The following is a 13,504-nucleotide window of genomic DNA, read 5'->3' on the forward strand; positions in this document are numbered from 1 at the left end:
AATGTCCCTGAAACTACACAGGAATATCCTCCCATCTTCGAACGGTTCTGCGTCCTGATTGTATCCCCTCAATCAAGAACAGGACATCTGTGTAACTGTCTGTTTGCTTAATAGCATCTAGATAGAGAATCCGGCTTGCCACTTGCGGCAACCGAAAGCACCAATACAAACTCATTAATGGATTAATCCAAAGCTTGCTTCCTTGCGTTCTGGCAGTAGCGTGATAATCGCCATAGTGTCCTGCCAACGCTGAAAGAATAGAACTCGTAACAATGCTGACATGCTCCGGCATTGCCTGAAAAACATATTCACTAGCCTGCCGATACTGCTGTACTTCTGGCATTTCCTGAAGTAGCGAAAATGTGCCTAAAAATCCGCCACTCGCAATAAGTTCTGCAACACCTTCTAGCACATGAGCATGGCAGACACCATGATAGCGATCGACTCCAAACCCTAGACAAATTAGCAGCTTTGTTTTAACAGCAAGTTCATCGACAGCAGCAATACTGGTGATATCTTCATGGGGTGTACCTAGCCCAATTTCATCACCACGCATCAAACTATCTGTGCCTCCATCCACGAGAACGATCGTGTCTATTGATAATGTCTCGACTAAAGCTTGATAGCTTGCCAAAAGCGGTTTGAAGCCTGTGCGCTCAAAACAATAAATTGGAGTTTCTTGACCTTGTTGGCGGAACCAGTTTGCCAGATGTTGCTCAGGAAAATAGTCACGAGGACGATGGGTATCTGCTGTCACCTTGAGCAGAGAGGGTGACAACCTTACTTCACTTTCAGGTAGGTATGAGAAGGATACATTGGCAAGATAGGCTGTTTTACCCAATGCTCTTAAACTGAAGTAGAGCGGCAATCCACAGAAGATGTCAAATCCCCCTCCTGCACCAGCTAAGAGGATTGTCTTTGACTGTTCTAATTCAGAAAAGAAAGGCAAGTTTGATAACTGCATTGTTTTTAATGTCAAAGACGAGTATCAAAGCTGTATAACGACCAAACTCAGCCCCTGCCGGAAGCGGAGGGAGCTTGCGACCGGAGTAGGCAATCGGCTACAGTGCCTTTTCAGCATCATGTTGACCCTTGCAAGTGTCTTGAAGCCGTTTTTATCGTTGAGTTCTCTTCAAGAAATCCAAGATGTTGTAGGCGAGGATAAGGCGAGTTTCAATTATCTTCTCCAATGCCTCATTCACATTGCGCTTCTGTTTGAGCCTTCTTACAATCTCTTCAGCTAACGCAGTCTCATCAATAACATAACCATGCTCGGCTGCGTAGCGATCAACAAAGTCGTAGAAGCGACCCATATCTAAATCATGGTTTGTATACCAAGTTTCTGACCCTAACCATTTGTCCAGGGCCTTGCTTGTTTCAGGTTGTAGTTCCATGTTGTTAATTTTTGTATCGCTTAAATTAAATTTTAACGTGCCGCTACAAGCGCAGCAAGCGCATGATGCCGAACTACTAACTGGGCTGAATGTTTCCGCCTAAGATCCCAGATTAGCGATATAGGCAGAAATATTTCCGCCTAAGATCCCTATTCGGCTGTTTAGATGGAACGATTCAGTATAACTATCCTTCCGATCGATCGCCGCTCTCTACCCCGTTCTCATGAAGTTTTGGAAAAAGTTAATTCTGATTGAGGGAGTCGCCTTTCATCAGTCAAATTGTTCAAATCGTTTCTTCGAGTTGCGTTTTGCACCGATCGCCCCAGCAACTTGTCCTTCCCACAGGTTAGCGATCGCCCCACCCAGATGATTGAGCTATCCTGATCCATAACAGGCTTTACTTTTTCCCTATTTGTCCTATGGTTTCCAGTCCTCAGCAAGAAGCGAAATCGATCGCCACCGGAATGCTGCGTCGCGTTCATCATATTGCGTTGAATGTTCGTGATATGGCGGCATCGCGTCACTTTTATGGCAACGTGCTGGGGCTGCGGGAGTTGACCGGGGCAGAAGTACCCGAAACGCTGAAGGAACTGTTTGAGAAAGGCGAAGCGGCAAACTTTGAAACGCCGGACGGAACGATCGTTGATTTGTTCTGGAAGCCAAACCTGCTGCCGCCCGACCCTGACCCCAGCAAGTGCTTTACTCGTGCCGGACATCTGGCATTTGATATCAACCCAGACTTATTTGATCATGCGGTTGAAGTGCTGCGGCAAAACGAGATTGCGATCGATCACGGTCCCGTCAGCCGTCCGACCGGAAGAGGGATTTATTTTTATGATCCCGATGGCTTTTTAGTCGAGATTCGCTGCGATCCAAAGGGATAGTGCGATCTATATAGTTAAAGAGCGGAAATCTGGCTGGGCGATCGTCCAATTCAGTCCGGCAGTTTCCCCTGTCCAGAACTCCTCACAATCTGTTGGTCGAGCTACGGTAGGAATAGAGCGAAAAATGTTTCAATGAAGATTCTGGGTGGTGCGTGTCACCCCAAGTTTTGCTGCCAGGAGACCAGGAGAAGTTAGGAAGATGGATGAAGCTTATCGGAACCACGTTGCAGAGCGATCGGCGTTAGGAATTCCACCTCTGCCGCTCGATGCGGAGCAAACCTCTGGTTTGTGCGAACTGCTCAAAAATCCTCCGGCAGGTGAGGAAGCGGTTTTGCTGAGTTTGCTGCGCGATCGCGTTCCGCCCGGAGTCGATCAGGCGGCTTATGTAAAGGCAGGTTTTTTGACCGGCGTTGCAAAGGGTGAAATTACGAGTCCCCTGGTGTCTGCTCTGGATGCAGTGGAGCTGCTAGGCACCATGATGGGTGGATATAATGTGCAGTCGCTGATCGATCTGCTGCAAGTTGAAAATGCTGAAATTGCAAGCGCAGCAGCAAAGGCTTTAAGCAGAATTCTGCTGGTGTACGATGCCTTTCATGACGTGCAGGAACTCGCCGAACAGGGCAACGGCAATGCTCAGCAGGTGATGGAATCCTGGGCGAATGCAGACTGGTTCACGAACCGTCCCGAACTGGCGGAATCGATCACAGTGACGGTGTTTAAGGTTCCGGGCGAAACGAATACCGATGATTTGTCTCCGGCAACCCACGCGACAACTCGCCCCGATATTCCGCTTCATGCCTTGGCAATGCTGGAAACTCGCCAACCGGGAAGCCTGGAGACGATCGCCCAACTCAAGCAAAAAGGCCATCCCGTCGCTTATGTAGGGGATGTCGTGGGAACCGGGTCTTCCCGTAAATCAGCCATCAACTCCGTGCTATGGCACATCGGACAGGACATTCCCTTCGTGCCCAATAAGCGATCGGGTGGCTATGTGCTGGGCGGCAAGATTGCGCCGATTTTCTTCAACACCGCAGAAGATTCGGGCGCGTTGCCGATCGAGTGCGATGTGTCGCAAATGGAAACCGGGGATGTGATTACGATCTATCCCTACAAAGGCGAAATTCAGAATGAATCGGGTGAGACGATCGCCACCTTTAAACTGAAGCCGGACACGATTTTGGATGAAGTACGGGCAGGCGGACGAATTCCCCTGCTGATCGGTCGGACGCTGACGGATAAGGCACGGGTGGCACTGGGCTTAAGTGTGAGCGATCGCTTCATTCGCCCATCTCCGCCGAAAGACACGGGCAAAGGCTATACCCTGGCGCAGAAAATGGTCGGCAAAGCCTGCGGTTTAGAGGGTGTGCGACCAGGAACTTCCTGTGAACCCATGATGACGACTGTGGGATCGCAGGACACCACCGGACCTATGACCCGCGACGAACTGAAAGAGCTGGCTTGCCTCGGCTTCAGTGCCGATCTGGTCATGCAGAGCTTCTGCCATACGGCGGCATATCCCAAACCTGTAGATATCAAAACTCACCACGAACTGCCGGACTTTATCACCCAGCGCGGTGGCGTTTCCCTGCGTCCAGGCGATGGCATTATCCACTCCTGGCTAAACCGGATGCTGCTGCCAGATACAGTGGGCACAGGCGGTGACTCCCATACTCGCTTCCCGTTGGGCATCTCTTTCCCGGCAGGTTCGGGACTGGTGGCGTTTGCGGCAGCGTTGGGCGTAATGCCTCTGGATATGCCGGAATCGGTGCTCGTGCGGTTTACGGGTCAATTGCAGCCCGGTGTGACGCTACGCGATATCGTGAATGCGATTCCCTACGTGGCAATGCAACAGGGCAAACTCACCGTTGAGAAGCAAAACAAAAAGAACGTCTTCTCCGGTCGCATCATGGAAATGGAAGGACTGCCCGACCTGAAACTAGAGCAAGCCTTTGAGCTGACCGATGCAACCGCAGAAAGATCCTGTGCGGGTTCAACGATCGCCCTCAGTACCGAAACCGTTGCCGAATATCTGCGATCGAATGTCGCTCTGCTGAAAAATATGGCAGCACGGGGCTACGGGGATGCTCGAACCATTCTGCGGCGCGTGGCAAAAATGGAGCAATGGCTGGCAAATCCGTCGCTGATGGAAGCCGATCAAGATGCCGAATACGCTGATGTGATCGAGGTCGATCTGGATCAGATCAAAGAACCGATCGTCGCCGCTCCCAATGATCCCGATAACATCAAACTGATGTCGGAATGTGCAGGCGATCCGATTCACGAAGTGTTTATTGGCTCCTGCATGACCAACATCGGGCACTATCGCGCCGCCGCCAAGATCCTCGAAGGGGCAACCTCCACCAACGTTCGCCTCTGGATCGCGCCGCCAACTCGTATGGACGAAAAGCAGCTCCGCGAAGAAGGCGTTTACGATGTCTTCAATGCCGTCGCAGCCAGAACCGAAATGCCCGGATGCTCACTTTGTATGGGCAACCAGGCGCGAGTAGAAGATGGCGTCACGGTCTTCTCGACTTCAACGCGCAACTTCAACAACCGCATGGGCAAAGATGCCAAAGTCTATCTCGGCTCAGCGGAACTGGCAGCAGTCTGTGCCCTGCTTGGTCGGATTCCCACGGTTGAAGAGTATCAGGCGATCGTTCAGGATAAAATTAATCCCTTTGCGGCAGACCTGTATCGCTACCTCAACTTCGACCAGATCACCGGGTTTGAAGATGAGGGTCGTGTGATTCCCCTAGAGGAAATGCCCCGGATCGAGGACATCCTGGGAATGCCGACCACTGCCCGATAGTGCGGGCAACCTCGTCTAGACTCTCGTTGTCATCAAGCAAGGTAATCAAGCAAGCAGGGGCAGTACCCGATCGATTCGATCTAAGGTATTGCCCCTTATGCTATTGCCCCTCATGATTTGACTCTTGATTGGCTTTATTTCTTGATTGACTTTATTGCGGGATCAAAGTCCCCCAAAATTGGGGAATTTAGGGGGCTGAAACGCCCAGAAGCCTACCAGAAAAACTACGGCACCACCAGAACTGGGCAGGGCGAGAGATTAATCACTCGATTGGTCACGCTCTCTGACGCGCCTTCTTCGGTCAGGCCCAGCCCGCGACAGCCCATAATAATCAAATTGGCTTCGACCTCGTCTGCCACATCGCAGATCACAAACGCCGGAATTCCTTCCCGTTCAATGACCTCGGATTCGATGCCCTGCTGCTGAAATAGGGCTTTTACTTCGGTAAGCAGTTTGGCGATCGCTTCCGGTGAGGTCATTTCGCGATTACCTCCGTGGGGGAACTGCTTCGCATCGGCGGTTGTAGCCGCTTCTCCTACTTCTAAAGACTCCACCACCGAGAGCAGCACCAGCCGACTGCTGTAGGTTTTGACGAGGTTCACCACCGTATCTACCGCTTCCCGCGATTCACGGCTCTGGTCTACCGGGAATAGTACATTTTTGAACATTGTCCCTCCTGTTCTAATCCTGGCTTCTGATTCTGGCTTTTGATTCTGGCTTTTCAAAAAAACGAACTTGCGATCAGACGTTTTCCCAGAGAAATCCTGAAAACCAAGGGCTTACACTGCAATGAGTTCTGCATCTAGTGTACTAGAGTCACAGGCTACAGATTTTTTTCGGAAAATTTGGTCAAGAAAATGCGATCGTTTTTTAGAAATGCTCCATAAGACTTTACAATGCTAATAGGTAAAAAGACTCATTAAAGGGAGTTCAAGCGGTGGCAAAAAAAGCTCTGAATAGTTTATCTGCTGCGGATTTATCAGGAAAGCGCGTTTTTGTACGAGTTGACTTCAACGTGCCTCTGGATGAGCAGGGCAAGATTACAGATGACACTCGGATTCGTGCCGCGCTCCCGACCATTCAATATCTCACCTCTAACGGGGCAAAGGTAATTCTTGCCAGCCACTTTGGTCGTCCCAAGGGCAAAGTCGTAGACAGTATGCGGCTCACCCCGGTTGCCACTCGTTTATCTGAGTTGCTGGGTCAGCCCGTGACCAAGTGCGATGACTGTATTGGCGATGCGGTAGCTAGCACGATCGCAGGCATGAAAGACGGCGATGTCGCCCTGCTGGAAAACGTTCGCTTTTATGCTGAAGAAGAAAAGAACAATCCCGAATTTTCTCAAAAGCTGGCATCCGTTGCCGATCTCTATGTAAACGACGCTTTTGGAACTGCGCACCGCGCCCATGCTTCCACCGAAGGCGTGACTCACTACCTCAACCCCAGCGTTGCAGGTTTTCTGATCGAAAAAGAATTGCAGTATTTGCAGGGCGCGATCGAAGAACCTCAGCGTCCTCTAGCAGCTATCATCGGTGGTTCCAAGGTTTCTAGCAAAATCACTGTGATTGAAACCCTGCTAGAGAAAGTAGACAAGCTGCTAATCGGCGGCGGCATGATCTTCACGTTCTATAGGGCACGCGGCTTGAGCGTCGGCAAATCCCTGGTTGAAGATGAGTATGTAGAACTGGCACAAAAGCTGGAAGCCAAAGCAAAGGAAAGAGGCGTTGAGTTGGTGCTGCCCACTGATGTCGTCGTTGCCGATAACTTTGCCCCCGATGCCAATGCCCAAACCGTCAGCATCAGCAACATTCCCGATGGCTGGATGGGTCTGGATATTGGTCCCGACTCGATCAAGCAGTTTGAATCCGCTCTGGCAGACTGCAAGACCGTGATCTGGAATGGTCCAATGGGCGTGTTTGAGTTCGACAAGTTCGCCAAGGGCACAGAGGCAGTCGCAAAGAGCCTAGCGACCCTGACCGGAAAGGGAGCCAGCACGATCGTTGGTGGTGGAGATTCAGTAGCAGCAGTCGAGAAAGTCGGCTTGGCAGACCAGATGAGCCACATTTCCACAGGGGGTGGAGCTAGCCTGGAACTGCTGGAAGGCAAAGTGTTGCCCGGTATCGCCGCGCTGAACGATGCTTAATTGAATCTCCTGGCTGGTGTTCCTTTAGAGAAACGCCTTGAGAGAAACGTTAGTAGAGAAGTGAAGCAACGGACTGAGTAGGATTTCTGCTCAGTCTTTTTCTTGCAGTGTTCCTGGATGGTGCAACAGGTTTGGCATTCCCCGAACACCCAGCTCCTCATGCGATCGACGGGTACGACTAATCTACATATCCCAGCCCCAGGAGCAGAGATAGAAGCAAATTTGTCGCTAGAGCGATCGCGCCAAAGCCACAGCCCAGACAAAGAAACCTCTGAATCGATTGATTGGTGCGGAGCCAGAGCAAAATCGCGGCGGCAACTGCCAGAAGGATTGAAACAACCTGAACAATCTGCATGATCAGATACGAGTATCCCTGCTGCGAAAACATGTCGGCTAAACCCAGGAGACTTAGTAGGTGATTAGAATTCCAGGTCAGCGACCACCAGCAAAGGCTAAAAATTGCTGCACTGGTGCTAATGCTAAGCAGGCTCTTACTGAAACGATTCAAGCTGCTCCAGAGTAAAAGCGCAGTGGTCAACATTGTGATCACGCCAGTCACGATCGCGCTTCCACTCACAACCGAGCCCCAGCTCTCCGGGGTAAATCCATAAGGGGTCACAAGCGTGTAAGGAACTCGCCCCAGCCAACTTCCGATTAATTGATACATTCCAATGCCGCAGGCAAAGCTAGCAAAGCTCTTGCTCAGATTGCCAGGGTGGAACCAGGTGAAGAGAGCAGCACTGATCCCGGCTGCCAGTGAGAGTCCAGTGCTAATCCACAGCAGGCGGAGTTCACCCAACCGCACCAGCATATTCATGCTCCAGTACTCTTGCCGAATTGCCTGAATTTGCTGAGAACTCAATCCCAGGTTCTTGATTTCATACATCTGTGCCAGGATAGGGGCATAATTTAGCCCTGTGTCCTTGCACTCAACCGATCGCCCGCCATACTCAGCACGACAATTGCTGAAATCGTATTTATAGTCCTTTCCTTTAGTCAGGCGGAGGGCTAGCAAACGGTCTTGAAGTTCTGTCTGACACTGGAATTGCTGCCCAGTTTCTGTACAGGTAAAGATCCGATTGGGTAAGCGAACGGTACTGTTTTGCTCGGTGCGAATCGACAGACTGGCAAAAGGAGTATTGGGCACGCTTGGCGCATTCTGCAAGAGCAGCAGCAGAAACGCGCTAATTAGTACAATCCAGAGGCTAAATAAAAATCTTGAAAGGAATAATACGGCTTGACGCATTGCTTCTAGCTGCCTTGCTTATGTGGTTGAATCGATGCCCCTCACGCCTTAGAAGTTCCAATCAATTTGATTATTGCGGTTTGATTCACGTTATCTTTTCACTTCATGTAATCTTTAGAAGCAAAGGACGAGTTACACGACCTCCGGACAACTTTTATCACATTTTATTTTCATGCTTCGTATTGTTTCCCTCATTCCTAGCGCAACGGAAATTGTTCACCGGTTAGGACTCACCGATGCTCTGGTGGGCCGATCGCATGAGTGCGACTATCCGCCGCAGGTGAAAGATTTGCCCGTCTGTACCGAGCCGAAATTTAATCCCGAAGGAACGAGCCAGGAAATCCACGATCGCGTCACCGATCTACTCCAGTCTGCTTTGAGCGTGTATCGCGTCAAAACCGAAGTCCTAGAACAGCTCCAGCCAACGCACATTTTGACGCAGGCGCAGTGCGAAGTTTGTGCGGTCAGTTTGGCAGATGTGGAGCAAGCCGCTGGAACCCTGATGAGCAGTCAGCCGCAAATTATTTCCCTTCAGCCCAATCAGCTCTCGGAACTCTGGACAGACCTCGATCGCGTAGCGGCAGCCTTTGGCATTTCGGCGGCAGGATTAACGGCATCGCTACAGCAGCGAATCGATCGCTGTACTGAAAAAACACGATCGCTCACCGAAAAAGAACGACCAACGATTGCCTGTATCGAATGGATCGAACCCTTGATGGCAGCAGGCAACTGGATTCCAGAGCTGGTGGAACTGGCAGGCGGACGATCGCTTTTTGGAACCGTCGGACACCATTCGCCCTGGCTGCAATGGCATGATTTGATTCAGGCAAATCCTGAGGCGATCGTGATCATGCCCTGTGGTTTTGATCTGGAGCGCACCAAGCAGGAAGCCAAAATTTTGCAGCAGCATCCCGACTGGGCTGGGCTACGGGCAGTGAAAAACGATCGCGTTTACATCACAGATGGCAATCAGTATTTCAACCGTCCGGGACCACGCCTCGTAGACTCGCTGGAGATTCTGGCAGAAATTCTGCACCCCGATCGATTTAGTTTTGGGTATGCAGAGCAGGGATGGCAACCGTTTCGATAGGAGTGGCAAGGTTCAAAGTCCCCCAGTTTTGGGGGATTTAGGGAGCTGCAAAACTCGAAGCTCGCTTAGACTCATATGCCTACAGTTGTTGACGCAAGGGAAATAGATGATGCAAGAGAAATAGATCGAGCCGCATCAAAACTCAGTCATCAGTAGGGCACGATCGTCACCCTTCAGCATCTTTAAATAGGAAGCGGCAATCTCATTTCTGTTAAGAGTTGCAAATTTTTTTGAATTTATGTTAAGTTTATCTACACCAAGGTTGATCCTAAGTGAGGTTTGAGCCGTTATGGAAAGTCAACAGTCTAAGTTTGGTTTTACCCAGTTTGCTGAAACCTGGAATGGTCGTCTGGCAATGCTGGGTTTTGTCATCGGAGTCGCAACTGAGTTCCTCACCGGTCAGGGTATCCTGTCTCAGCTTGGTCTGATGTAATTCGTTCTTATCCTCTAGTTTCTTAATCCATCTTTCAGAAATCCTTAGTGGGGGAGCCAAGTTGGTTCCCTTTTTCTTTGCGTCAATTTTCTGCCGATCGCAGAACCATCCCCTCACAAAATATTCATAAACAACTTTGCCGATAGGAATAACTTTGCTTACAGGAATCAATAAAGATAGGTAGAGAGATCCGATCTCTTTTCCAGCAGACGGCTCCAGTAAAATGAGATTAATCGAAAGAGAAAGAAGCATTGTTCAAACTCATTTAAGGCTGCCGGTCGTGAAGCGGCATGATGAGCACGATCGTGACATTGAACAATTCGTTTAACAAACTCGTAAAACGGTGAAGGGAAGCGATGGGATTTTTTGATTCTGAAATTGTTCAGCAGGAAGCCAGAAACCTGTTTGAGGACTACCAATCGCTCATGCGACTGGGATCAGACTATGGCAAGTTCGATCGTGAGGGCAAAAAAATTTACATCGAAAAAATGGAAGAAATGATGGACCGCTATCGTGTGTTTATGAAGCGGTTCGAGCTATCAGAAGACTTCATGGCGCAGATGACGGTTGAGCAGCTCAAAACCCAGCTGGGTCAGTTTGGTGTGACGCCGCAGCAGATGTTTGACCAGATGCACATGACCCTGGAGCGGATGAAGGCAGAGCTAGAAAGAACCTCTTGATCAAGCAGGAGTTAAAGATCAAGCTCATTACCTGCCGGAGAAACAGCTTTGCATCGCTAGAGGGACGGAGTACAGTAGAACTGAAGCTTCACAGAATTATTTGCTTTTTTCTGATTCCTGCTGCTTCGGTGCAACCCCGACTCCTCACTTCATAATGCGCGATTTTCTCAAACAAATCCTGGCTACGATCGTTGGACTGGTTCTTTTCTCTGCGATGAGCGTGGGCGGTTTGGCGGCTCTGCTGTTTGCGGTAGCTTTTTTTCCGCGGGATACTGCCCCTGAGGTTGAGAATAGCTCCATGCTGACGCTCAATTTATCTCAGCCGATCAGCGATGGGCAGAGCGATGAAGGCAATGTTCTCAGCGAAGCACTCTCCGGCAATCGATCGCCCCAAACCCTTCCGCTCCGAACTGTGCTGACGACGATCGAGCGAGCTGCCCAAGACGATCGCATTGCCGGAATTTATTTGTCGGGCGATGTTTCCTCGGCAGGGCTGGGTTCGGGCTATGCCACGCTGCGAGAAGTCCGGCAGGCACTCCAGAAATTTCGCGATGCCGGAAAGCCGATCGTGGCGTATGACGATACGGGCTGGTCAGAGCGCGGCTATTATCTGGCATCGGTGGCAAATACCATTTTGCTGAATCCGTCAGGACAGCTAGGGATCAATGGGTTTAACTTCGAGACGACCCTCTACGGCGGCGCGCTGCAAAAATACGGCATTGGCGTGCAGCCGCTTCGAGCCGGAAAATTTAAATCAGCCGTTGAACCGTTTGTGCGAAGTGCGATCAGCCCTGAAAACCGGGTAGAAACCCAAAAGCTGCTGGCAGACCTGTGGAGCGAGTTTCTGACGACCACCGCAAAGAGCCGCAAAGTAACCCCGCAGCAGCTTCAGAAGATTGCCGATCAGCAGGGCATTTTGCTACCGGAACAAGCGCAGACAGCTAAGCTGGTCGATCGCCTTGCCTACGATGACGAAGTGACCGCCGAACTGCATAAAATCACAGGCGAAAAGGATCAAGATTCCTTCCGCCAAATTGACATTGAAGAGTACGCCGAAGCAACGGTTGGAGACGAAAAGCAGCAGGGCGACAGAATTGCAGTTGTTTACGCTGAGGGCAATATTGTCAGTGGTCGCGGCGGTCCGGGGACAATCGGGGGCGATCGGCTGGCTTCAACCCTGCGAGACATTCGGCAGGATGATGACATCAAAGCAGTCGTGCTGCGAATCAACAGTCCGGGCGGCAGCGCAACGGCTTCGGATTTGATTGCCAGAGAAGTACTGCTGCTGAAAAAAGAGAAGCCTGTGGTTGTGTCGATGGGCAGCTATGCAGCATCGGGCGGTTACCAGATCGCGACCAATGCTAACCGGATTTTTGCTTCGCCCACCACGGTGACGGGATCGATCGGCGTGTTTGGGGTGCTGCCCAACTTCCAAAAAATTGCCAACGCGAACGGCATTACCTGGGATACTGTCAAGACCGGCCGCCTCGCTGATCTAGACACGATCGCCCGCCCCAAAACCCCGGAAGAGCTGCGAATTTTGCAGGGAGTGGTCAATCGCCTCTACGATCGCTTTATCACGCTGGTTTCCACGTCTCGATCGCTACCCAAGCAGCGCGTGGCGGAAATTGCCCAGGGTCGAGTCTGGTCGGGAGCGGAAGCCAAGCGAATTGGCTTGGTCGATGAAATTGGCGGTATCGAGGACGCAATCCAGGCAGCCGCTAAGGAAGCTAAACTGGGCGACGACTGGCAGACTGAGGAATACCCGCGCCAGCGATCGTTTGAGGAGCGGGTTTTGTCTCAGTTCAGCAGCCGCCTTCTCACCCACGTTCTGCCCCCCGCCGAAACCCTGACGGATCCGCTCAGCGTCAAAGTGCAGGAAATTCGTGAGGACTGGGATACGCTGCGATCGCTCAACGATCCGCTGGGGATGTATAGCCGTCTGCCTTTTACACCGATGATTGATTAGATAAGGGATGATTGATAGGGCGATCGGGGTTTAGAAGGAGCGGCTCGGATGATAACTCCAGCTTTGCAACCGTTCCTAAAACTCAGCATTGAGCGGCGTACGCGGGAACGGAATCACGTCTCGAATATTCGTCATGCCCGTCATGAACTGCACCACCCGCTCAAACCCCAAGCCAAAGCCCGCATGGGGAACCGTACCAAATCGCCGCAGATCGAGATACCACCAGAGTTCTTCTTCGGGTAGACCAAGCTGCTGAATTCGACGCTGAAGCACTTCAAGCCGTTCTTCCCGCTGCGAACCGCCCACGATCTCACCGATTTTAGGCGCGAGGATATCCATTGCCCGCACCGTTTTTTCGTCGTCGCTGAGACGCATATAAAAGGCTTTGATTTGTGCCGGATAGTCGGTGACAATCACGGGCTTTTTGAACAGGTCTTCGGCGAGATAGCGTTCGTGTTCGGACTGCAAATCTAAACTCCAGGAAACGGGGAATTCAAACTTGCGGTCGGCTTTTTCCAGCAGCGCGATCGCATCCGTATAAGTAATGCGTTCAAATTCATTGTTGATAATATTGTCAGCAGTAGCGAGAACAGAATTATCAATGCGCTGGTTAAAGAATTCCATATCTTCAGGGCAATGCTCCAGCACATAGCGAAAGATATGTTTGAGGAAGGCTTCGGCAAGATCCATGTTATCGATGAGATCACAAAAAGCCATTTCCGGCTCCACCATCCAGAACTCTGCTAAGTGACGCGAAGTGTTTGAGTTTTCAGCACGGAAGGTTGGACCAAACGTATATACATTGGTGAACGCCATTGCCATGATTTCTGCTTCAAGCTGACCGCTGACGGTGAGG

Annotated in this window: 12 protein-coding genes; 7 read left to right on the forward strand and 5 right to left on the reverse strand. The window is 50.9% G+C overall.

The genetic code is table 11. The features are described from left to right. Window positions 1-13: 13 nt before the first annotated feature. On the reverse strand, window positions 14-964 hold the full coding sequence (locus tag H6F80_RS16530; protein WP_190792625.1) for a DUF1152 domain-containing protein: 951 nt from the start codon (window positions 962-964) through the stop codon (window positions 14-16). A 151-nt stretch (window positions 965-1,115) separates the two neighbouring features. After that, window positions 1,116-1,394 (reverse strand): hypothetical protein, encoded by a 279-nt coding sequence (locus tag H6F80_RS16535; protein ID WP_190792626.1) that lies wholly within the window; start codon window positions 1,392-1,394, stop codon window positions 1,116-1,118. 419 nt (window positions 1,395-1,813) lie between these two features. On the opposite strand from H6F80_RS16535, the gene H6F80_RS16540 reads away from it, so the two are divergent. Together H6F80_RS16540 and acnB are read left to right on the forward strand one after the other, a co-directional pair. Further along, complete coding sequence (locus H6F80_RS16540) at window positions 1,814-2,278, forward strand: VOC family protein (RefSeq protein WP_190792627.1); 465 nt, start codon at window positions 1,814-1,816, stop codon at window positions 2,276-2,278. Between the two features lie 199 nt (window positions 2,279-2,477). Next, a complete protein-coding gene (acnB, locus tag H6F80_RS16545; RefSeq protein ID WP_190792628.1) occupies window positions 2,478-5,087 on the forward strand; it encodes a bifunctional aconitate hydratase 2/2-methylisocitrate dehydratase in 2,610 nt (869 codons plus the stop codon). A gap of 224 nt (window positions 5,088-5,311) precedes the next feature. Here acnB and H6F80_RS16550 read toward each other — a convergent pair whose 3' ends face one another. Then, entirely contained in the window at window positions 5,312-5,755 is a 444-nt protein-coding gene (locus H6F80_RS16550) for a universal stress protein (RefSeq protein ID WP_190792629.1), read from the reverse strand. A 269-nt stretch (window positions 5,756-6,024) separates the two neighbouring features. On the opposite strand from H6F80_RS16550, the gene H6F80_RS16555 reads away from it, so the two are divergent. Further along, window positions 6,025-7,230, forward strand: coding sequence for a phosphoglycerate kinase (locus H6F80_RS16555; protein ID WP_190792630.1), 1,206 nt, complete (start codon window positions 6,025-6,027; stop codon window positions 7,228-7,230). Between the two features lie 178 nt (window positions 7,231-7,408). Here the strand turns inward: H6F80_RS16555 and H6F80_RS16560 are convergent, their stop codons facing one another. Beyond that, window positions 7,409-8,476 (reverse strand): hypothetical protein, encoded by a 1,068-nt coding sequence (locus tag H6F80_RS16560; protein WP_190792631.1) that lies wholly within the window; start codon window positions 8,474-8,476, stop codon window positions 7,409-7,411. Between the two features lie 172 nt (window positions 8,477-8,648). Between H6F80_RS16560 and H6F80_RS16565 the strand changes: the two genes are divergently transcribed. The 4 genes from H6F80_RS16565 (at window position 8,649) to sppA (ending at window position 12,648) form a co-directional block, all read left to right on the forward strand. Next, entirely contained in the window at window positions 8,649-9,566 is a 918-nt protein-coding gene (locus tag H6F80_RS16565; protein ID WP_190792632.1) for a BtuF-related (seleno)protein, read from the forward strand. Window positions 9,567-9,855: 289 nt separating this feature from the next. Then, window positions 9,856-9,999 (forward strand): CAB/ELIP/HLIP family chlorophyll-binding protein, encoded by a 144-nt coding sequence (locus H6F80_RS16570; protein ID WP_190792633.1) that lies wholly within the window; start codon window positions 9,856-9,858, stop codon window positions 9,997-9,999. 356 nt (window positions 10,000-10,355) lie between these two features. Then, a complete protein-coding gene (locus tag H6F80_RS16575) occupies window positions 10,356-10,679 on the forward strand; it encodes a DUF1825 family protein (protein WP_190792634.1) in 324 nt (107 codons plus the stop codon). Window positions 10,680-10,833: 154 nt separating this feature from the next. After that, window positions 10,834-12,648, forward strand: a complete 1,815-nt coding sequence (sppA, locus tag H6F80_RS16580) for a signal peptide peptidase SppA (protein WP_190792635.1) — start codon at window positions 10,834-10,836, stop codon at window positions 12,646-12,648. A 75-nt stretch (window positions 12,649-12,723) separates the two neighbouring features. Here the strand turns inward: sppA and asnS are convergent. Next, window positions 12,724-13,504, reverse strand: a 781-nt coding sequence (gene asnS / locus H6F80_RS16585; RefSeq protein ID WP_190792636.1) for an asparagine--tRNA ligase, incomplete at its 5' end; no start/stop codon positions are given.

Source organism: Leptolyngbya sp. FACHB-711 (assembly GCF_014695615.1).
GTDB lineage: Bacteria > Cyanobacteriota > Cyanobacteriia > Elainellales > Elainellaceae > Leptolyngbya_A.